Here is a 20,267-nt window from a genome sequence, read left to right as displayed (position 1 = left end):
CGCGCTCCCCTCAAGGCGCTGCGGGGCCCTCGGCCAGGTACACGACCTTCCCGCGCCCGCGCCCCTGCTTGATCGCGGACAGCGCGTCCGGCACGTCCGCGAGGGCCACCGTCCGGGACACCATCGGGTCCAGCTCGCCCGACGCGGTCAGGGCGAGGAGCTCGCTCAGCATGGCCGCCAGGTCCGCCCGGGCGCGCAGGTCGCCGTGGCTGTGCGCGGCACCCAGCGCGATCTCGTGGACCGACGGCGCCGTCGTGAACGGGGGGACGGCGGTGAGCTCCGGGCGGCCTGCCACGGCCGCGAGCCCGCCCCCGTGCACGAGCAGCCGGAGGTGGCGCTCCGCGCTCTCGGTGCCCACGGTGTCGACGACCGCGTCGACGCCGCGTCCTGCGGTGAGCTCCTGCACGCGCGCCGGGACGTCCTCGGTGTGGTGGTCCACGACGTGCGTGGCGCCGAGCGCGCGCACGTGGGCGGCGTCGGCACGCGCCGCGGTGGCGATCACGGTCGCACCGGCGAGTGCGCCGAGCTGCACGGCGAACCCGCCGACGCCGCCCGCGCCGCCGGTGACGAGGAGCGTGTCCCCGGCGGCCACGTGGAGGCGCCGCCGCACGGACTGGTAGGCCGTCATGCCCGCACACGGCAGCGCGGCGGCGGCGGCCGGGGCCACACCGCGGGGCACGACGGCGACGGTCGTCGCGGAGGCCAGCGCGAGCTCCGCCAGCCCTCCCGCGCGCCGGAGGTCCCCGTGGTAGGCGACCCGCTGGCCGAGGTGGAGGTGCTCGACGCCGTCTCCGAGGGCGTCGATCGACCCCACGACGTCGAGGCCCGGCACGTGCGGCCAGGACCACGCCGGGTTGCCGGCAGCGGCGACCTGGTGGTCGACGGGGTTGAGCCCGCACGCCTCGACGCGGACGCGCACCTGCCCGGGACCGGGAGCCGGATCCGGGGCGTGGCCGACCCGCAGGGACTCCGGCGGTCCGGGGCGGTCGAGAAGCAGTGCGCGCACGACAGGTCCTCCTCGGGACGGGGAGGCCATCTCATCAGGTCCGCCGCCCGGCCGCACAGTGGTCGAACCAGCAGAGACGCCGCCGGGGAGCGGCCCGCTACGCGAACGGGTCCCGGGTGAGCGTGTACTTGGTCTGGAGGTACTCGCCGATGCCTTCCGGCCCGCCCTCGCGGCCCAGGCCGGAGAGCTTCCACCCCCCGAACGGTGCCGCGGCGTTGGACACGACCCCGACGTTGAGGCCCATCATCCCGGTCTCGAGCCGCTCGATCATGCGCTGACCGCGCGCGAGGTCGCGGGTGTAGACGTAGGAGACGAGCCCGTACTCCGTCGCGTTCGCCCGCCGCACCGCCTCGTCCTCGTCGCCGAACGGGGTGACGGCCAGGACCGGGCCGAAGATCTCCTCGGACAGCAGCGCGCTGGCGGGTGGGACGTCACCGAGCACGGTGGGGGCGAAGTACGAGCCGACCCCGTCCAGCGGGGCGCCGCCGACCTCGAGGACCGCACCGCGGGTGACCGCGTCGCGCACGAGGGCGTGCGTCGTCGTGACGGCCCGGTCGTCGACGAGCGGCCCGATCGTGACCCCCTCCTCCGTGCCGCGGCCGACGCGGAGCTCCCGCACACGCGCGCTGACCCGGCGGGTGAACTCGGCGGACAGCGAGCGGTGCACCAGGAACCGGTTGGCTGCCGTGCACGCCTGCCCGATGTTCCGGAACTTGGCGGCCATCGCCCCGTCGACCGCCTGGTCGAGGTCGGCGTCCTCGAAGACGAGGAACGGGGCGTTGCCCCCGAGCTCCATCGACGTGCGGAGCACGCCCTCCGCGGCCAGCGCCATCAGCCGCTGCCCGACCGGTGTGGAACCGGTGAACGACAGCTTCCGCAACCGGTGGTCGCGGATGATCGCCTCGGACAGCGGCGCGGACGCGGACGTCGGGACGACGTTCACCACGCCCGGCGGCACGCCGGCGTCCTCGAGGAGGCGCGCCAGCAGCAGCGTCGTCAGCGGGGTGAGCGCGGCCGGCTTGACGACGACGGTGCACCCGGCCGCGAGCGCGGGCGCGATCTTGCGGGTGGCCATCGCCAGCGGGAAGTTCCAGGGCGTGATGAGGAAGCAGGGACCGACCGGGTGCTGCGTGACGATCGCGCGCCCGGTGCCCTCCGGGTTCGGCCCGTAGCGCCCCTGGACGCGCGGGGCCTCCTCGCCGAACCAGCGCAGGAACTCCGCGCCGTACGCGACCTCCCCCCGGGACTCGGCGAGCGGCTTGCCCATCTCGAGCGTCATCAGCAGGGCGAACTCCTCGGCGCGTTCGCGCAGGAGGTCGAAGGCGCGGCGCAGCACCTCGCCCCGGTGCCGCGCCGGGGTCGCGGCCCACGCCGGGAACGCCCGGCACGCCGCGTCGAGCGCGGCCGTGCCGTCGGCCACCGAGGCGTCGGCGACGCGGGCGATCCGCGCCCCTGTCGCGGGGTCGTGCACGTCGAGGAGGCGCTCGGCGGTGGCGGGCCGCCACCGTCCGCCGATCAGCAGGCCGTCGGGGACCCCCGCCAGGACCCGGGCCTCGTCGGCCGCCGGCACCAGGGTCCGGGTCACGGCTCGTCCACCACCCGGTTCTCGAGCGCGCCGAGCCCCTCGATCTCGGCCCGCACGACGTCCCCGGCTTTCAGCCACCGACCGGTGGGCGCGGCGATGCCGGACGGGGTGCCGGTGAGCAGGATGTCGCCCGGCATCAGCGTCATGACCTGGCTGAGGTAGGCGATCTGGTCGTCGATGCCGTAGATCATGTCGCCGGTCGTCCAGTCCTGCCGCACCTCCCCGTTGACGGTCAGGCGCATCCGGAGCGCGAGCGGGTCGGCCACCTCGTCGGCCGTGGTGAGCCAGGGGCCGACGGGCCCGTGGGTGTCGAAGGACTTGCCGAGGGTGAAGGTGGGGGAGCGCTTGTGCAGCCAGTCGCGCACCGAGAAGTCGTTCCCGACCAGGTAGCCCGCGATCACGGAGCGCGCCTCCTCGACGGGCACGTGCCGGCAGGGGGTGCCGATCACCACGCCCAGCTCGACCTCGTAGTCGAGCTCGTCGGACACCCGCGGCTTGTGCACGGCGTCGTACGGGCCCGCCAGGCAGGACACCTGCTTGTTGAACCAGAGCTGGCTGGTCGGGACGGGGATGCCGGCGGCGCGGGCCTCCTCCGCGTGCGCGCGGTAGTTCATCCCGATGCCGAGGAACTTCTGCGGGTCGTCGACGGGTGCCTCGAGCACGACGCCCGTCAGCGGGTAGCCGGGGCCGTCGGCCCCGGTGATGGCGTCGCGCAGCTCGTCGAGCCGGGGCAGGAGGGCACGCAGCGACGCGCCCAGGCCGAGGCCGGACAGGTCGGTGACGTGGTCGCCGTCGACGCGACCGAGCAGCGTCGGCCCGTCGGCGACGCGGAACCGGGTCAGCTTCATCGTGGGGTCCTCACTGTCCGGGGGACGTCGGGGTGAGCTGGAAGTGCAGGAACCGCCACCGTCCTGCGCCGGTGCGGCGCAGGACCTGGGTGGCGACGCCGGTGAGGGTGACCTCGCCGGCGGGCGTACGCATCCGGTTGGTCAGGGTGCCGACGACGAGGGCGACGTCGCCGAGGACGCGGACGTCGAGGGGTCCGCGGGTGATGTCGACGAAGGCGCGGCGCTCGGCGACGTGCGCCAGGAGCTGCGGCTTGTCGTGCGTGAGGCCGGGGCTGTGGATGTGCACGAGCGCGTCGTCGAACAGCGCGTCGAGCTCGGCGAGGTCGACGGCGACGAGCGCCCGCCGACGGCGGTCCTCGACCGCGCGGAGCTCCGCCAGCTCCGCCGCGCCGGCGGGCCTGACCGCGGTCACACCAGCCCCCGGTAGGAGCCGCCGTCCAGCTGGAGGTTCTGGCCCGAGATGTACCCGGCCTGCGCGCTGCACAGGAACGCGCAGGCGTCGCCGAGCTCCTCGGGACGACCCAGCCGCCCCGCCGCGATGGTCGCGGCGATCCGCCGGCGGGCCTCGTCGCGGTCGATGCCCTCGGCAGCCATGCGTCGCCGGACCATGAACTCCTGGCGCGGGGTGTCGAAGCGCTCGGGCAGCAGGTTGTTCACCGTCACGCCGTCGGGTGCGACGGCCACGCTGACGGACTTGCTGATCGCGGTGAGCGCCGCGCGCGCGGAGGTGGACAGGCCCATGTCCGCGGCGGGGCTCTTCACCATCGCGGAAGTGATGTTGACGACCCGCCCGAACCCGCGCGCCCGCATCCCGGGCAGGTAGTGCCGCATCAGCTCGACGGCCGGCACGGCGTTGGCCCGCAGGGCGCCGACGAGCGCGTCCTCGTCCCAGTCGGCGAGCTGGCCCGGCGGGGGGCCGGCGTTGTTCGTCACCAGGATGTCCGCGTCGGGGACGGCCGCGACGACGGCGGCGCGACCCTCCGCGGTGGTGAGGTCGGCGGCGACCCACGCGAGGGCGGCGCCGGGCAGGTCGTCCTGGAGGGCGTCGACCGCCCGGGCGAGCTTGTCGCCGTCGCGCCCGTTGAGGGTCACGGCGACGCTCTCGCGCGCGAGCGAGCGGGCGCACGCGTACCCGAGCCCCTGGGATGATGCCGCGACGAACGCGGTGCGGCCGGCGAGTCCGAGGTCCACGGCGGCCTCCTCAGCGGCTCTCGGCGCCGGCCGTGCGGAAGCCGGTTGCCTCGCCCGCCGCGTACCCGGGTCGCGGCTGGCCGACGAGCGCGTGGTACCGGCTGAAGATGGCGTCGGCCTCGGCCAGCGGCAGCACCTGCTCGATGTCGTCGAACCGGCGTCCCCCCGTGCGCTCCTCGACCATCCGGCGGATCACCTCGTAGCCCTCGCCGCGGTGCGCCAGGACGATGCGGTTGACCGCCTCGAGCCGCTCGTCCTGGTAGGCGTGCAGCGCCGCCACCGGGTCGTCGGTGGTGGCCAGCTTCTCGGCGATGACGCGGCCGTCGACGATCGACTGGCAGGCGCCGTTCCCGCCGCGCGGGTACATCGCGTGGGCGGCGTCGCCGGCGAGCACCACCCGGCCGTCGACCCACCGGTCGAGCGGCTCGTGCCGGATCAGCGGGAACAGGTAGACCTCGCGGGCGTCGCGCAGCATCTGCCGGACGTCGAGGAAGCCCAGGTCGCAGTCGTCGTAGTAGCCGAGGACCTCGTCGACCGTCCCCGTCTGGTTCCAGTCCTCGACGGACTCGCCCCGCGTCGCCTCGACGACCCAGTTCACCAGGGTCAGCCCGCTGCCCTCGAAGTCGTCGGCGATGGGGTAGACGATCATGCTGGAGACGCTCGGCGCGCCGATGTGCAGGATCGTGTGGCCGCCGCGGAACGGCTCCATCAGGGTGGTGCCGCGCCACATCGTGATGCCGGAGTACGTGGGCCGGGAGCTGTCCGGGTGCATCTGCCGCCGGACGGCCGACTTGATGCCGTCGGCGGCGACGACGACGTCGGCGACCACCTGGCTGGTGCGCCCGTCGGCGTGCCGCAGGTCGAGGGTCACGGCGTCGTCGCCGTTGGTGTAGCCGACGCACCGCGCGCCGGGGACCAGCGCATCGGGGCCCAGCCGGTCGAGCACGGTCCGGTGCAGCAGCATCTGCAGGTAGCCGCGGTGCACGAAGCGCTGCTCGTACAGGTAGCCCATGTGGACGCCGCAGCGCTCCGCGTAGATCTCCTGCCCGTGGTTGTTGTAGAAGATCGACTCCTCGGCGTCGACCGAGATCGCCCGGAACTCCTCGAGCAGGCCGAGCTCGTCGAGCTCCCGGGTGCCGTAGACCTTGACGTCGATGCCGACGCCGAGCGGCTGGAGCTCGGCGACGGACTCGTAGATCCGCGGGCGGAACCCGCGCTGGTGCAGGCGCAGGGCGGTGGCGAGCCCGCACGGGCCGGCCCCGACGATGGCGATGTCGAGCATGGTGTCCTCGTTCTCTCGGGTGCCGTGGGGTCAGGCGGCGCGCTGCGCCGTGGGGTGCAGCTCGCGCAGGAACCGGGTGGTCGCGGCCCACGCGCGCGCGGAGCTGCGCGCGTGGTAGGCGACGACGTCCGGCCGGGGGGAGTGCCGGGCGCGGGGGCTGGTGAAGGCGTGGGTGGTCCCGCTGTAGATCTGGACCTCCCAGTCCACGCCGGCGCCGTCCATGCCCTGCTGGAGGTCGGCGAGCATCCCCGGGGTCGCCATCGGGTCGTCCGCGCCGGTGCACACGAGCACCCGCGACCCCGGCGTCGCCCCGTCCCAGCCGGGCGCGAGGAGGTCCAGGCCGCCGTGCACGCTGATCGCGCCGCGCAACGCGCCGCCCGTCCGCACGTACTCGAGGACGCCGGCTCCGCCGAAGCAGTAGCCCAGCGCGACCAGGGGCGCCGGGTCGACCTCGGGCTGCGCCACCGCCGCGGCGTGCGCGGCCGCCACGCGGCCCATCCAGCGCCCGCGGTCGGCGACCATGCCGCCGATCAGCGGCCCGATCTCCGCCTCGGTCGAGGGCAGCGCGCGGTCGCCCCACACGTCGGCCGCGAGCACGGAGAGGCCGAGCGCGGCCAGGCGGCGGGCGACGTCCACCATCTCGTCCGACAGCCCGAACGCGTCGTGCAGCAGCAGGACGCCGGGGTGCGGCTGCCCGTCGCCGGGGGCGACGAGAAGGCCGGCCATGCGGGTGGGCCCGTCCTCGTAGGCGACGTCGCGGGTCAGCGGTGCGGTCATGGGGCCGGCTTCCTTCCTCGCGTCGTCGCGGGGACGTGGAGGGCGCGGGTCCGCCGCCTGGGGGGGGCGAGCCGGCGATCCGTGCTGCGGCGGTGCAGCATGTCCGATCCTATGAGAGATCGTACACGATTTCAAGATCCAACCGAGAGGCGCGTCCCGCGATGCTCTCGTCGAGCCAGGTCAACGCTCGTGGGGTCGCGCCGGCCGCGCGCGGGCGCCTTGTGGGGCGCGGCGACCACACGTATGGTTTCGCATACGATCCGGGCTCGGACGCAACGACGCGCAGACGCCCGGGGCGGGGCACCGTGGCCCGTCCCGGGCGCCCCGACCGACAAGGAGGCGGCATGACCGTCGTCGACATCAACATCCACCACCTGCCCGAGGACCTCTTCACCAACGAGAAGATCCTCAACGGCTTCCTCGACAGCGCACCGCGCGGGTTCGGGGAGATCGCGCGGGTCGCGACCACCGAGGGCGGCAAGCAGCAGCTCGTCCTCGAGAAGCCGGCCGGCTACCAGAACCTCAACTACGTCGACGGCGACTACTCGGTCGAGGCCAAGCTCGCCGCGATGGACGACGCCGGCGTCGACTACGGCGTCATGCGGGTGCCGGTGTGGCAGGAGTGGCTGCCGCTCGAGATCTGCCGCGAGGTCAACGACAACGCCGCGGACATCGTGCGCCGCTCGGGTGGCCGCCTGTTCGCGACGGCGTGCGTGCCGCCGTGGGGCGGCAAGGAGAACGTCTACGAGCTCGAGCGGTGCGTCAAGGAGCTCGGCGCCGTCGGCGTCCAGCTCGCCTGCCACTACGGGCAGCTGTATCTCGACGACCCGGTCTTCGAGCCGTATCTCCAGGTGATCGAGAAGCTCGACGTCCCCGTCGTCGTGCACCACACGCCGCTGCCCGTGGAGTGGCGCTCGGTGATCGACTACACCAACCTGCGTCGCGAGTACGGCCGGGTGGTGGACCAGGCGACCGCCGTCGGGCGGGAGCTGTTCAGCGGCATGTTCGACCGGATGCCCGGGCTGCGGTTCATCCACACGATGCTCGGCGGCAACTGGTTCGCCAACGCGGCCCTGCTCACGCCGCACGCGTCGAACAAGACCGAGTCGCTGACCCGGCTCGACCCGACGGGCGGCGAGAAGATCGCGTCGTACCTCGAGCAGAACATCTTCTTCGACCTGACCCACCCGCACTCCTGGGGCAAGGACCAGGTGGAGTGCGCGATCAAGGTCAGCGGGGCGGACCACTACCTGTTCGGCTCGTCGTTCCCGGTGTTCTACGGCTGGATGAGCCAGGGGGTCGAGTTCGTCAAGAAGGAGCTGGAGATCAGCGACGAGCAGCGCGAGCTGGTCCTCGCCGGCAACGCGAAGCGCCTGTTCGGCCTGCCGATCTGACCGGCACGGACGACGGCCCGCGCACCCCCGGTGCGCGGGCCTCGCCGTGCCGGGGGCCAGCCCCGTCACCGCCGGTCAGGCAGCGGCCGCGCGGACGGCCAGCCGCCGCGCGCGCCGCTCCTCCCGGCCCGCCGGCTGCGACGCGGGGCTCGCCGCCAGCAGCGCGCGGGTGTACGGGTGCCGGGGCGCGGTGAAGATCTCGTGCGTGGTGCCCTCCTCGACCAGGACACCCCGGCGCAGCACGCCGATCCGGTCCGAGATGTGCCGGACGACGCCGAGGTCGTGCGCGATGAAGAGGTAGCTCACGCCGGTCTGCGCCTGCAGGTCGGCCAGGAGGTTGATGATCTGGCTCTGCGTGGACAGGTCGAGCGCGCTCACCGCCTCGTCGCAGACCACCAGCCGGGGCCGGAGGACGAGCGCGCGGGCGATCGCGACGCGCTGGAGCTGTCCACCGGACATCTCCGCGGGGTAGCGGTCGAGGTGCGCGCGCTGCAGCCCGACCTGCTCGAACGCCTCCGCGGCGCGCTCCTCGCGCACGCGCTGCCCGCGGACCCCGTGCCGGCGCAGCGCGTCCGTCACGGCGCGGCCGACCCGGTGGCGCGGGTTGAGCGACGCAGCCGGGTCCTGGAACACGGCCTGGACGTCGCGCCGGTACGAGAGCGGGGTCTCGCGGCCGAAGGTCGCGAGGTCCGTGCCGTCGAAGCGGATCGAGCCACCCGTGACGTCCGCGAGCCGCAGCACCGCCCGGCCCGTCGTGCTCTTGCCCGAACCGGACTCTCCCACGAGCCCGTACGTCTCGCCGGGTGCGATGGTGAAGCCGACGCCCTGCAGGACCGTCGTCGTCCGGCGCCGCCAGGCGGCCGCACCCCCCAAGTCGTAGTCCACCGTGAGGTCCCGGACCTCCAGCAGGGCCTGAGTCGTGTTCATGCGTGGGCCACCTCCGACACCTCGAGGGCGATCTCCGCGGCGCGCACGCACCGCACGTGGTCGGTCAGGGGGACGGGCCCGGCGGTGCACTCGGGGCGCACGAAGGGGCAGCGCCCGGCGAAGTGGCAGCCGGGGGGCCACTCGCCCGCGAGCGGGACGCGTCCCGGGATCGTCGGGAGCCGGTCGACGTCGCGGTCCGCCGACGGGTGCGCCGCGAGCAGCGCCGCGGTGTACGGGTGCCGCGGGCGGTCGAACAAGGACCGCACGGCGCCCGTCTCGACGATCTGCCCCGCGTACATGACGGCGACCCGGTCGCAGGTCTCCGCGACCACACCGAGGTCGTGCGTGATCATCACGACCGCCATGTCCAGCCGCTCGCGCAGGTCGAGCAGCAGGTCGAGCACCTGGCTCTGCGTCGTGACGTCCAGCGCGGAGGTCGCCTCGTCGGCGATCAGCACGTCCGGCTCGCCGGCGAGCGCGATCGCGATCGCGACCCGCTGCGCCATCCCGCCCGAGAACTGGTACGGGTACTGGCCGAGCCGGCGGCGGGGGTCGTCGACGCCCACCAGGTCCAGCAGCTCCGCCGCGCGCTCGCGCGCCTGGACCCGCGACATGCCGAGGTGGGCGCGCAGCGGCTCCGCGAGCTGCCGGCCCACGGTGTGCACGGGGGAGAGGTTGGCCTGCGGGTTCTGGAACACCACGCCCAGCGACCGGCCGCGCACCTCGCGGAGCTCGCGGTCGGAGCAGCCGGCGATGTCCCGGCCGTGCAGCAGCACGGAGCCCGAGCCGAGCCGGACGCCCGCCGGCAGCAGGCCGAGCGCGGCCTTCGCGAGCATGGACTTGCCGGAGCCCGACTCGCCGAGCAGGCCCAGGACCTCGCCGCGGGCGACGGTGAGCGCCACGTCGGCGACCAGGGGGACGGTCTCGCCCGTGGGGCGGTCGGCGACGACCGTCACGTCGCGGAGCTCGAGGGCGGCGGGCTCCGGCCGGACGGTCTGCGCCGCGGCCACGGGCCGCTCCGCGCGGGGGTGCTGCTCGGCGACCGCGGCGGAGGCGGGCGGGATGCCGCCGGCGCGCTGCGGCCGCGCGGCCGACCGGGCCGCGCGGCGGCGCCGGGTGGGCCGGCGTCCGGACAGGGCGTCGTTCAGACCGTCGCCGAGCACGTTGAACGCGAGCACGGTGACCACGATGGCGATGCCGGGCGGCAGCGCCATGAACGGGTGGTCGGCCTGGTGCTCGGCGGCCAGCCCCAGCATCCCGCCCCAGGACGGCTGGCTCTCGTCCAGCCCGAGACCGAGGAACGACAGGGCGGACTCGACCTTGATCGCGGACCCGAGGAACACGGCGCCCTGCACGACGAGCGGTCCGGCGAGGTTCGGCAGCACCTGGCGGAACACGACCTGGCGGTGCGGCAACCCCGAGACGCGCGCTGCCTCGACGTACGGCTTCTTGCGCTCCGTGAGCGTCACGGCCCGCGTCATGCGCGCGAAGTTCATGCAGAAGATCAGGCCGATGGCCACGATCAGCACGAGCATCCCGCGCCCGAGGACCGCGATCACGACGAACCCCACGAGCAGGCCAGGCAGCGCGTCGGCGACGTCGAGGCCGCGGGACCCGAGCCGGTCGTACCAGCCCCCCTTGTACCCGAGCAGCAGCCCGAGGGGGACGCCGATCAGCATCGCGACGAGGACCGACCCCCCGGCGACCAGCAGGGCCGTTCGGGCGCTGTAGATCACGCGGCTCAGCGTGTCGCGGCCGAGGTCGTCGGTGCCCAGCGGGTGCTCCGCCGTCGGCCCGGACAGCGCGGCCGTGAAGTCGGTCTCGTCCGGCGCGAACGGCGCGAGCAGCGGGGCCGCCGCTGCGGCCACGGCGATCAGGACCAGGGCGACGAGCGCGGCGACGGTGGCCGGCTGGTGCCGGAGGCGGCGCCACGCCTGCGCCAGGCTCGCGGCCTGGCGGCGGAGCGGGGACGCGGACGCGGGGCGGCCGACGGTGACGGCGGCGCTCACTGGGGCCTCGCCTGCGGGTTGATCACGCCGTACCCGACGTCGAGGACGAAGTTCACCACGACCACCAGGACGGCGGTCAGGAGCACGACGCCCTGGACCACGGGGAAGTCCTTGCCGATGACGCTGGTGAGCATGAGGCTGCCGAGGCCGGGGGAGGTGAAGACCTTCTCCACGACGAAGCTCGCCCCGATCAGGATGGCGAACGTGATGCCGGCCGACGCGAGCACCGGGACGAGCGCGTTCTTGACCCCGTAGACCAGCACGACCCGGCGGCGGGGCACCCCCGCCGCCGTGAGCGTGTCGACGTACGGCGCGGCCAGCGCGCTCACGACGGCCGCCCGGGTCTGGCGGGCGATGATCGCGGCGCCGGTCAGCCCGAGCGCCACGGACGGCAGGAGCAGCCCCCGCAGCCACGCGACCGGGTCCTCGGTGATCGGCGTCCACGCCACCACCGGGACCCAGCCGAGCTGCACGGCGAACACGAGCGTCAGCACCAGGCCGAGCCAGAACTCGGGGATCGCCAGCCCCAGCACGGTACCGCCGGTGATGACCCGGTCGGTCGTCGTGCCGGGACGGGTGCCGGTCAGCACACCGGCACCCACCCCGACGACGAGCGCGACGACCATGCCCCCGAGGACCAGGGAGAGCGTCGCCGGGAACCGCTGCCCGAGCAGCTCTGCCACCGGAACCCCGGACCGGAACGACGTCCCCAGGTCGCCCGTCAGCACGCCGCCGAACCACGACGCCAGCCGCTCCAGCGGCGGCCGGTCGAGGCCCAGCTGGGCCTCGACCTGCGCGATGGCGTCCGGCGTGGCGGCGGTCCCGAGGATCGCCGCGGCCGGGCTGCCGGGCACGAGGTAGGTCAGCGAGAACACCACGAGTGACACGATCGCGAGCTGGGGGACGGCGAACAGCACGCGGTACGCGACGAGCTTGCCCATCGGGCGGCTCCTGTCTGGTCCGGGTCGGGGGTCGGGGCGGGCGGTGTCAGGAGCCGGCGGGCCGCAGCGCGCGGTAGTCGACCAGGTTGGTCTCCCACGGCTGGCTCGGGGCCGCGACCCCCGTGACGGTGCCGGTGTTCCAGGCGAGGATCTCCTCGCCCGCGACGTGGGCGCACGTGAGCGCCTCGTCCGAGATGATCCGGGTGACCTCGGCCCACAGGTCGGCGGCCTCCTCGTCGCTCCCGGCGGCGACGGCGGCGTCGGCGGCGGCCTTCAGCTCGGGGCTCTCGACGCCCGACGGGTTGCCGGGGGCGTCGGCGGCGAACCAGGCCGAGTACCAGTCGTACGGCGTGAGCTCGTCGTTGCCGCCGAGCCCCAGCGGGTAGCGGCCGCTGTTCCACTCCGTGAAGTACTGGGGCGGCGGCGCGCTCTGCACGGTGATCTCCATGCCGATCTCCCCGAGCTGCTCGGCGTAGACCTGCATCTGGTTCTCGTTGAAGACGGTCGCCAGCATCTCGGCCTGCACGGGCGGGTTGCCGGCCGCGTCGTAGAGCTCCTGGGCCTGCTCGAGGTCGTGCGGGTAGCCCTCGATGTCCGGGTTGTACCCGACCTCTCCCTCGGCGAAGTGCTGGGTGCGGACCTCCCAGTCGGGCTCGAGCTCCGCGAGCGTCTCGGTGTCGAGGGCGTAGCAGGCCGCGCGGCGCACGTCGACGTCCTCGAACACCCCGCCGGGCCCCCGGTCGAAGAAGATCGGGTTGTTGCGGATGGCGGGGTAGGTGAGCGTGTCGACGTCGCCGGACCCCTCGAGCGTGGCGAGCTGCGAGACCTCGGTGTCCGTGAGGTCGATCTCGCCGTTCGTCAGGGCGCCCGTCGCGGCGTTGTCCTCGCCGATCGCGTACAGCTCCACGGACTCGAAGCCGACCTCGTCGCCCCAGTACTCCTCGAACCCCGTGAACTTCATCCGGGTGCCCGGCGTGGACGCCTCCGCGTCGTACGCCCACGGGCCGGTACCCACCGGGGACTGCGCGACGGAGCCGTCGGCGATCGCGGCGGGGCTCGCCATGGGCGCGGCGCGGGTGGCGAGCGTGGTGAGGAGCGACGGGGCCGGCCGGCTCAGGTTGACCCGCACGGTCTGCGGGTCGAGGACGTCGATCGACTCCACCACCTGGAACGGCCCGGCGTAGGGCCCGGGGGTGTCCTTGATCGCCTCGAGGTTGACCTTGACGGCCTCCGCGTCGAACGGGGTTCCGTCGTGGAACGTCACGCCCTCACGGAGCGTGAGCGTGAGCGCGTCGCCGGTCTGCTCCCACGCGGTGGCGAGGACGGGGAGGATCTCGCTGCCCTCCCCGAGCGCCACCAGGTTCTCGTAGGGGACGCGCAGGTAGCCCGCCTCCATCTCGGCGCCCGGCGCCCAGCTCTCGGGGAACCCGCCCCAGTTCACGCGCAGGACCGAGCCGGCGGTACCGCCCCCGTCGGGCGCTGCGGTGCCGCCGCCTCCGTCGCCGGAGGCGGAGCACGCGGTCAGGGCCAGTGCCAGGGCCAGCACGGGGACGGCGGTCCGCGTGCGGCGAGTCGACTTCACCATGGGAGGGCGCCTCCTTGCGCCGGGTACTGCGGTGGGGGACGGTCGCGTCTCTCCGGGCGGGTCAGGCGCGCGCCGGGTGCCCGTCCGGGCGGCCGGCCGCGGTGCGCGGCCCGGCGTGCGGCGAGGGGATCGCCGGATCGGTGTGCTGGGGGTCTCGCATGGACTGCGCCTCTCCGTCGAGCCGGCGTCCGTTCGGATCGTATACGACCTGACGGATCGTATGTGATCTGGGCCACGTCGCGCAACGGCCAGGTGAACCCGGGGTTCCCCCTGTCGACCCGCGGCCGTTTCGTATACGATCGGCGGCACCCAGCGCTGGGACACCCAGGAGGAACCATGCCCGAGCGGGACGACCACCAGATCGACGCGTTCTTCTCCGCGGCCCGCGTGTCCGGGCGTGACGAGGACGTGGTGCTGACCGGCGAGAGCTACCGGGAGCACCTCTACGACCACGACGACCCCGTGCTCGCGCAGTGGCGCGGTCTCGGCTACGACGATTTCTCCGCCCGCAAGCGCGAGCCGGCATTCGTGCAGGAGCTGCTGGCGGACTGGCAGGCGCTGTACGACGAGCCTTTCGTCGGCGTGACCGACCACGGCGCCGTGCGCGACGACGTCCACCGCCTGCCCGAGGGCACCGCGGGCGACCTGCCGCCGGACGCGGCGCTGCTCGCGGCCGCGGCCCGCGCGCTGGCGACGCTGACCGACGACGAACGGGCGCGGGTGCAGTACCCGCTCGACGCACCGCAGTGGCGGGCGTGGAGCAACCCGGAGTTCGTGATCCACCGGGTCGGGCTGCGGCTCGAGGACCTGGCGCCTGAGTCCGCGGACGCGGTGCTCGACGTGGTCCGGGCCTCGCTGAGCCCGGAGGGCTGGGCCCGGGTGGCCGAGACCATGGCGCTGAACGGGTTCCTCGGCGAGCTCGTGGACCTGCCGGCGCTCATGAACGAGCGCTCCTACTGGTTCTCCCTGTTCGGCAGCCCCTCGCCGGACGAGCCGTGGGGCTGGCAGCTGTTCGGCCACCACGTCGCCGTGTGCTTCGTGACCGTCGCCGGCCGGCACGTCGTCGCCCCCGTCTTCCTGGGCGCTGAGCCGGCGCTGGCCGACGGCGCTCGGCCCGCGCTGTTCGACGCGCGCGAGCGGACCGCGCTCGACCTCGCGTCGTCCCTGACCGCGGCGCAGCGCGACCGGGCCGTGGTGTACCGCTCCGTGCTCGACCCGGCCATGCCGCCGGGCCGGCTGCACCCGGCGGACGAGCGGCACGTCGCCGGGGCGTTCCGTGACAACCGCGTCGTCCCGTACGAGGGCATCGGCGGGGCCGACCTGACCGACGCGCAGTGGGCGACGCTGCTGCGGGTGGTCGAGGACTTCCACGCCCTGCTGGTCGCCCCCCAGCGGGCGATGACGCTCCAGGAGGTCGACGCGCACCGGAGCGAGACCTGGTTCGCCTGGTACGGCGCGACCGACGGCAGCCAGCCGTTCTACCTGAGGGTGCACAGCCCGGTGGTCCTCGCGGAGCTGGACCACCACGCCGGCGTGTGGCTCAGCAACCGCCTGCCCGCGCGGTTCCACGTGCACACGACGCTGCGCCTGCCGAACGGCAACGACTACGGCCGGGCGTACGTCGCCCAGCACCGGGCCCGGCGCCGGCCGCCCGGCTGACGTCACGCCTCCCGCGCCGCGGGCTCCTCCTCGAGCTCGAGCTGGGCCTCGTGCCGGGCGACCGCGTCCGCCGTGTTCGTCTCGTGCCGGCGCGCGGCGGTCTCGATGACCTCCGGTGTCGCGCCCCCTTCGACCAGGTCGACCAGCCCGTCGTGCTCGGCCAGGGACGCCAGGGCCCGCCCGGGCGCGTACCAGAAGGCGGACCTGCGGATCAGCTCCAGGCGGGTCCACTCGGCCTCCACCAGGTCGAGCACGCGCCGGTCGTCGCACCGGGAGTACAGGAGCTGGTGGAACTGCCGGTTGAGGACGCCGAACCGGGCGGGGTCGAACGCGGCCAGGGCGTCCGCCATGTCGCGGTTCAGCGAGCGGGCGCGGGCCAGCTCGCCGCCGGTCAGGTGGGGGGCGGACAGCGCGGTCGCGTACCCCTCCAGCCGGGCGAGGAGCCGGAGCGTGCGCTCCCACGCGCCGGTGTCGAAGGTGTTCACGACGGCGCCGACGTTCGGCACGATGTGCACCCACCCCTCGGCCTCGAGCCGCCGCAGCGACTCCCGCCACGGGACGGAGCTGATCTGGTACTCGCGCCAGAGCTGGTCGATCACGAGCCGGTGGCCGGGGGCGAAGGTCCCGTCCATGATCCGCTCGCGCAGGATCTGGTAGCACTGCTCGGCCTTGCTCGGGGCCACGGCGCCTCCTCGAGTGGCGCCGGCGGGGCGGCGGCGCGGCTCGCGCCAGGCGTCGTCGCCCGGCTGCGGATCAGATCGTATCTGATCCCCGGGGCGCAGGTCGCCGGGCGTGCCGGAGGAGCCGGGCGACCCGGGCGTCGGACGCCGCGGCGCCCGCCCGCGACAGGACGAGGGCCCGCAGCGGCGGTGGGGCGGGGTCCAGCCGGCGGAGGGTCACGTCGAACCGGTGCAGGCTCGCGTGGTCGGGGTCGGGCAGGACCGCCGCGCCCACGCCGGCCTCCACCAGGGGCAGGGCCACCTGGATCGTCCCGACCGTCCGCACCGCGGCGGGCGCGACGTCGTGCCGGGCGAGCGCCTCCTCCACGCGTTCGGGCAGGCTCGGGACCGCGGCGGTGCGCCGGGGGAGCAGCACCGTCCGGCCCGCGAGGGCGTGCAGCGGCAGCGGGTCGGGCGCCTCGTGCTCCTCGGGCGGGAGCGCGGCGACCAGCGGGACCTCTCCCCAGTCCGCGACGTCGAGCACCCCGCGGTGCTGCCGCGCGAACCGGCCGGGGTGGGCCACGACGACGGCCGCGACGTCCGCGCTGCGCTCCAGCAGCATGTCGATCGCCGTCCACGGCGGCGGGTCGACGAGCTGGACCTCGAGGTCGGGGGCGTCGCGGGCGAGGGCGCGCAGCAACCGCGGCACGCGGTGCCACACCAGCACCGGGACCGCGGCGAGGGTGAGCGTGCCGGCCGTCCCCGCGCCGAACCGCGCGAGCGACGCCGCGATGTCGTCGACGTCGTGCAGCACCCGGGCCGATGCCCCGAGCAGGAACCGGCCGGCGCTCGTCGGCCGCACCCCGCGCGGCGTGCGGACGAGCAGGGCGACCCCCACCTCCGACTCCAGCCGCGAGACGGCCACGCTCAACGACGGCTGGGAGACGTGCAGGCGCGCGGCCGCGCTCGTCATCGACCCGGCCTCGACCACCGCGGTGAAGTAGCGCAGCAGGCGGAGATCCATAGCCGCGAGGGTATCGGGCGTCGGTGGGTATAGCCATGACGCATGACAGGCAGAACCAGCCGGTAGTTCTCCTGGCGCCCGGTCGGTGCCACGCTGACCGCACCCGCACCCACCCGGAGGAACCGACGATGCTTCCCACCACCCCGCTCGTGCCCCCGTTCGCGCTCACCCGCGCGAGCCACGTCTCGCTCGCGGTCACCGACCTCGGGCGGAGCCGGGACTTCTACCGGGACGTGATCGGGCTCGTCGTCACCGAGGAGTCCGAGGACGCCGTCTACCTGCGCGGCCTGGAGGAGTCGGCGCACCACAGCCTGGTGCTGGAGCGCGCGGACGAGCCGCGGGCGCTGCGCGTGGGGCTGCGGGTGCGCACCGAGGACGACATCGCGGCGGCGGAGCGCTGCTTCGCCGCGCGCGGCATCGAGCACCGGCGCGTGGAGCGGCCCCACCAGGGCGCGACGCTCCAGTTCCGGGACCCGGTGGGCACGCACCTGGAGCTGACCGCGTCGATGGACCTGGTCCCGCGCAAGATGCAGCGGTTCGACGAGTTCGTCGCCGGCGCCCCGCAGCGGCTCGACCACTTCCAGGTGGTGACGCACGACGTGCAGGCCGCGACGGACTTCTGGACGGGCCTGGGGATGCGGATGTCCGAGTACACGGCGAAGGACGGCACGGACGAGCTGTGGGGGTCCTGGATGGAGGTGAAGGGCAACACGCACGACCTGGTCTTCACCAACGGGCGGGGCCCGAGGCTGCACCACTTCGCCTACACGGTGCCCGACGCCTCCGCCCTGCTGCACGCCGCGGACGTCGCGGGCGCCCTGGGCGTCGGCGACGAGATCGACCGCGGCCCCGGGCGGCACGGGATCAGCAACGCGCTGTTCCTGTACCTGCGGGACCCCGACCAGCACCGCGTGGAGCTGTTCACGACGCACTACCAGTTCATCGACCTGGAGGACGAGCCGATCCGCTGGGACGTCAGCGATGCGCGGCGCGCGCAGCTGTGGGGGCTGCCGGCCTCGCGGCGGTGGTTCTTCGAGGCGAGCCCGTTCCCGGGCGAGCCGGTGCGGGAGCCGCTCCTGCACGCGTCCCCGGCCACGCTGGAGGACTACCTGGGGGTGCACTGAGCCGCGGTTGCGCGGGACTTCGGGATTGTATACGATCCTCCTCATCATGGAGGAGGACGAGATGCCGACGCAGACGAGCGGCCCCGGGCGCGCCGCCCGTCAGCGGGAGGGGGACGAGCGGTTCGCCGCGCTGCCCGGGCGCCCAGGCAAGGTCGTCGCCGTCCACCTCAGCTACGCGTCGCGCGCGGACCAGCGCGGTCGGCGCCCTGCCGCCCCGTCGTACTTCCTGAAGCCGTCGAGCTCGATCGCCGCGTCCGGGGGGGTCGTCGAGCGCCCCGACGGCACGGAGCTCCTCGCCTTCGAGGGCGAGGTGGCCCTCGTCATCGGTGCACCGGCGCGGCGTGTCAGGCCCGAGGACGCCTGGGGCCACGTCGCGTGGGTGACCGCCGCGGACGACCTCGGCCTGTACGACCTGCGGGCGAACGACCGCGGGTCGAACCTGCGCTCGAAGGGCGGCGACGGGTTCACCCCGCTGGGCCCGGCGCTGATCGACGCGCGCACGGTCGACCCGGGCGCGATCCGGCTGCGCGCCTGGGTCAACGGCCGGCTGGCGCAGGAGGACACCACGGCGGGGCTGCTGTTCCCGCTCGCCCAGGTGGTGGCCGACCTCTCCCAGCACTTCACGCTGGAGACTGGCGACGTCGTCCTCACCGGGACGCCCGCGGGTTCCAGCGTCGTGGTCCCGGGAGACGTCGTCGAGGTGGAGGTCGACGCCCCGACCGCGCCCGGGTCGCCGTCGTCGGGGCGCCTGGTGACCACCGTCACCCAGGGCGTGACGCCGTTCGACGCCGCGCTCGGCTCTCTGCCGGCGCCGGACAACGTCCAGCGCGCCGAGGCGTGGGGGTCGCGGGAGGCGGCGGGCCTGCCGCCCGCCGGGCTCACCCCCGCGCTGCGCGCCAAGCTGCTGCGCACCCCCGTCGCGGCGCTGTCCGCCCAGCTGCGCCGGCGAGGGCTGGACGACGTGACCGTCGACGGCGTGCGGCCGCTGCGGCCCGGCGCCCGGTTCGCCGGCACCGCCCGGACGCTGCGGCTGGTGCCGAACCGGGAGGACCTCTTCGAGCGGCACGGCGGCGGGTACAACGCCCAGAAGCGCGTGTTCGACACGCTCGCCGAGGGGGAGGTGCTGGTCGTCGACGCCCGCGGCGAGACCGGTGCGGCCACGCTCGGCGACGTGCTGGCGATCCGAGCGCGCGCCCGGGGCGCCGCGGCGATCGTCACCGACGGCGGCGTCCGCGACGCGGACGGCGTGGCCGCGGTCGGTATCCCGGTGTTCGCAGCCGGCACCCACCCCGCCGTGCTCGGGCGGCGACACGTCCCCTGGGAGGCCGACGTCACCGTGGCCTGCGGCGGCACCACTGTGCAGCCCGGCGACGTGGTGGTCGGCGACGCCGACGGCGTGCTGGTGCTGCCGCCGGCGCTCGCGGAGGAGGTCGTGGACGCCGCCCTGGCGCAGGAGCAGCAGGACGCCTGGGTGGCGGAGCAGGTCGCGGCGGGACATCCCCTGGAGGGGCTGTTCCCGCCGGACGAGAAGACGAGAGCGAGGTACGAGGAATGGCGTCTCCAGCAGTGACCCCCACCGGCGTCAGCAAGTCCCAGCGGGCGTACCACTGGATCAAGGAGCGGATCGCGAAGCAGGAGTTCACGCCCGGCTACCGCCTCGTGCTCGGCACCATCGCGAACGGGCTCGACATGAGCGTGGTGCCCGTGCGGGAGGCCGTGCGCCAGCTGGAGGCCGAGGGCCTGGTCACCTTCGAGCGGAACGTCGGCGCGCGGGTCTCCATGGTCGACGACACGCAGTACCGGCACGCCATGCAGGCGATCACGGTCGTAGAGAGCGCCGCGACCGCGCTGGCCGCCCGACACCTCACCGCGGACGACCTGCGGCGCGCCCGGGCCGTCAACGAGGTGATGACCGGGTCGCTGGACCGGTTCGACCCACGGGCGTTCTCCGCACTCAACCAGGAGTTCCACCACATCCTGTACTCCCGGTGCGCGAATCCCCGCCTGCTCGAGATCGTGGACGCCGAGTGGGCGCGCCTCGCCCCGATGCGCGACTCGATCTTCGCGTTCGTCCCGGCTCGCGCCCAGGAGTCGGTGCAGGAGCACGAGCAGCTCCTCCGGCTGATCGAGGACGGTGCGCCGCCGGAGGACATCGAGCAGGCCGTGCGCCGCCACCGCACCGGCACGCTCGCCGCGTACCTCGAGCACGAACACCCCGGCGAGCCCGCCGGCCCGTCGTCCCTCTGAGGGCGACGA

Annotated in this window: 18 protein-coding genes; 5 read left to right on the top strand and 13 right to left on the bottom strand. The window is 74.4% G+C overall.

The annotated features are described in order from the left end of the window. Positions 1 to 10: 10 nt before the first annotated feature. The 7 genes from G6556_RS00170 to G6556_RS00140 all read right to left on the bottom strand — a co-directional run bounded on the left by G6556_RS00170 (position 11) and on the right by G6556_RS00140 (position 6,689). The gene (locus G6556_RS00170) at positions 11 to 1,006 is read right to left on the bottom strand and encodes a zinc-binding dehydrogenase (protein WP_166937555.1); all 996 of its coding nucleotides are present in this window, start codon (positions 1,004 to 1,006) and stop codon (positions 11 to 13) included. 97 nt (positions 1,007 to 1,103) lie between these two features. Next, a complete protein-coding gene (locus G6556_RS00165) occupies positions 1,104 to 2,576 on the bottom strand; it encodes an NAD-dependent succinate-semialdehyde dehydrogenase (RefSeq protein ID WP_166937584.1) in 1,473 nt (490 codons plus the stop codon). Between the two features lie 11 nt (positions 2,577 to 2,587). Further along, the gene (locus G6556_RS00160) at positions 2,588 to 3,439 is read right to left on the bottom strand and encodes a fumarylacetoacetate hydrolase family protein (RefSeq protein WP_166937554.1); all 852 of its coding nucleotides are present in this window, start codon (positions 3,437 to 3,439) and stop codon (positions 2,588 to 2,590) included. 10 nt (positions 3,440 to 3,449) lie between these two features. After that, entirely contained in the window at positions 3,450 to 3,851 is a 402-nt protein-coding gene (locus G6556_RS00155) for a nuclear transport factor 2 family protein (protein ID WP_166937553.1), read from the bottom strand. Then, positions 3,848 to 4,630 carry an SDR family oxidoreductase gene (locus G6556_RS00150; protein ID WP_166937552.1) on the bottom strand — a complete coding sequence of 261 codons (783 nt, stop codon included), beginning with the start codon at positions 4,628 to 4,630 and terminating at the stop codon, positions 3,848 to 3,850. Before G6556_RS00150 ends, G6556_RS00155 begins: the two co-directional genes overlap by 4 nt. A 10-nt stretch (positions 4,631 to 4,640) precedes the next feature. Then, positions 4,641 to 5,912, bottom strand: coding sequence for an FAD-dependent monooxygenase (locus G6556_RS00145; protein ID WP_166937551.1), 1,272 nt, complete (start codon positions 5,910 to 5,912; stop codon positions 4,641 to 4,643). 30 nt (positions 5,913 to 5,942) lie between these two features. Then, positions 5,943 to 6,689, bottom strand: coding sequence for a dienelactone hydrolase family protein (locus G6556_RS00140; protein ID WP_166937550.1), 747 nt, complete (start codon positions 6,687 to 6,689; stop codon positions 5,943 to 5,945). A 344-nt stretch (positions 6,690 to 7,033) separates the two neighbouring features. Between G6556_RS00140 and G6556_RS00135 the strand changes: the two genes are divergently transcribed. Then, entirely contained in the window at positions 7,034 to 8,083 is a 1,050-nt protein-coding gene (locus G6556_RS00135; protein WP_166937549.1) for an amidohydrolase family protein, read from the top strand. A gap of 75 nt (positions 8,084 to 8,158) precedes the next feature. Here G6556_RS00135 and G6556_RS00130 read toward each other — a convergent pair whose 3' ends face one another. From G6556_RS00130 to G6556_RS00115, 4 genes are read right to left on the bottom strand one after another with little or no spacing between them, the layout of a single operon-like run. Next, positions 8,159 to 9,010 (bottom strand): ATP-binding cassette domain-containing protein, encoded by an 852-nt coding sequence (locus tag G6556_RS00130; protein WP_166937548.1) that lies wholly within the window; start codon positions 9,008 to 9,010, stop codon positions 8,159 to 8,161. Next, positions 9,007 to 11,019 (bottom strand): dipeptide/oligopeptide/nickel ABC transporter permease/ATP-binding protein, encoded by a 2,013-nt coding sequence (locus G6556_RS00125; RefSeq protein WP_166937547.1) that lies wholly within the window; start codon positions 11,017 to 11,019, stop codon positions 9,007 to 9,009. Before G6556_RS00125 ends, G6556_RS00130 begins: the two co-directional genes overlap by 4 nt. Next, complete coding sequence (locus G6556_RS00120; protein WP_166937546.1) at positions 11,016 to 11,960, bottom strand: ABC transporter permease; 945 nt, start codon at positions 11,958 to 11,960, stop codon at positions 11,016 to 11,018. The genes G6556_RS00125 and G6556_RS00120 overlap by 4 nt, the downstream gene beginning before the upstream one ends. Before the next feature lie 46 nt (positions 11,961 to 12,006). Continuing rightward, entirely contained in the window at positions 12,007 to 13,545 is a 1,539-nt protein-coding gene (locus tag G6556_RS00115; RefSeq protein WP_166937545.1) for an ABC transporter substrate-binding protein, read from the bottom strand. Between the two features lie 336 nt (positions 13,546 to 13,881). Here G6556_RS00115 and G6556_RS00110 point away from each other — a divergent pair, with 336 nt between their 5' ends. Next, complete coding sequence (locus G6556_RS00110) at positions 13,882 to 15,204, top strand: DUF3500 domain-containing protein (protein WP_166937544.1); 1,323 nt, start codon at positions 13,882 to 13,884, stop codon at positions 15,202 to 15,204. A 2-nt stretch (positions 15,205 to 15,206) separates the two neighbouring features. Here the strand turns inward: G6556_RS00110 and G6556_RS00105 are convergent, their stop codons facing one another. Further along, entirely contained in the window at positions 15,207 to 15,887 is a 681-nt protein-coding gene (locus G6556_RS00105; protein WP_346774626.1) for a GntR family transcriptional regulator, read from the bottom strand. A gap of 70 nt (positions 15,888 to 15,957) precedes the next feature. Continuing rightward, positions 15,958 to 16,887, bottom strand: a complete 930-nt coding sequence (locus G6556_RS00100; protein WP_166937543.1) for a LysR family transcriptional regulator — start codon at positions 16,885 to 16,887, stop codon at positions 15,958 to 15,960. Positions 16,888 to 17,015: 128 nt separating this feature from the next. Here G6556_RS00100 and hpaD point away from each other — a divergent pair, with 128 nt between their 5' ends. From hpaD to G6556_RS00085, 3 genes are all read left to right on the top strand, one after another. Continuing rightward, positions 17,016 to 18,011 (top strand): 3,4-dihydroxyphenylacetate 2,3-dioxygenase, encoded by a 996-nt coding sequence (hpaD, locus tag G6556_RS00095; RefSeq protein WP_166937542.1) that lies wholly within the window; start codon positions 17,016 to 17,018, stop codon positions 18,009 to 18,011. 61 nt (positions 18,012 to 18,072) lie between these two features. Then, complete coding sequence (locus tag G6556_RS00090; protein ID WP_166937582.1) at positions 18,073 to 19,581, top strand: fumarylacetoacetate hydrolase family protein; 1,509 nt, start codon at positions 18,073 to 18,075, stop codon at positions 19,579 to 19,581. Beyond that, complete coding sequence (locus G6556_RS00085) at positions 19,563 to 20,258, top strand: GntR family transcriptional regulator (RefSeq protein WP_166937541.1); 696 nt, start codon at positions 19,563 to 19,565, stop codon at positions 20,256 to 20,258. Before G6556_RS00090 ends, G6556_RS00085 begins: the two co-directional genes overlap by 19 nt. Positions 20,259 to 20,267 lie beyond the last annotated feature (9 nt).

The organism is Cellulomonas sp. IC4_254, from assembly GCF_011603975.1.
Taxonomy (GTDB): domain Bacteria; phylum Actinomycetota; class Actinomycetes; order Actinomycetales; family Cellulomonadaceae; genus Cellulomonas.
Note: the sequence above shows the minus strand (reverse complement) of the source record. Positions and strands in the feature narration are given on the sequence as shown.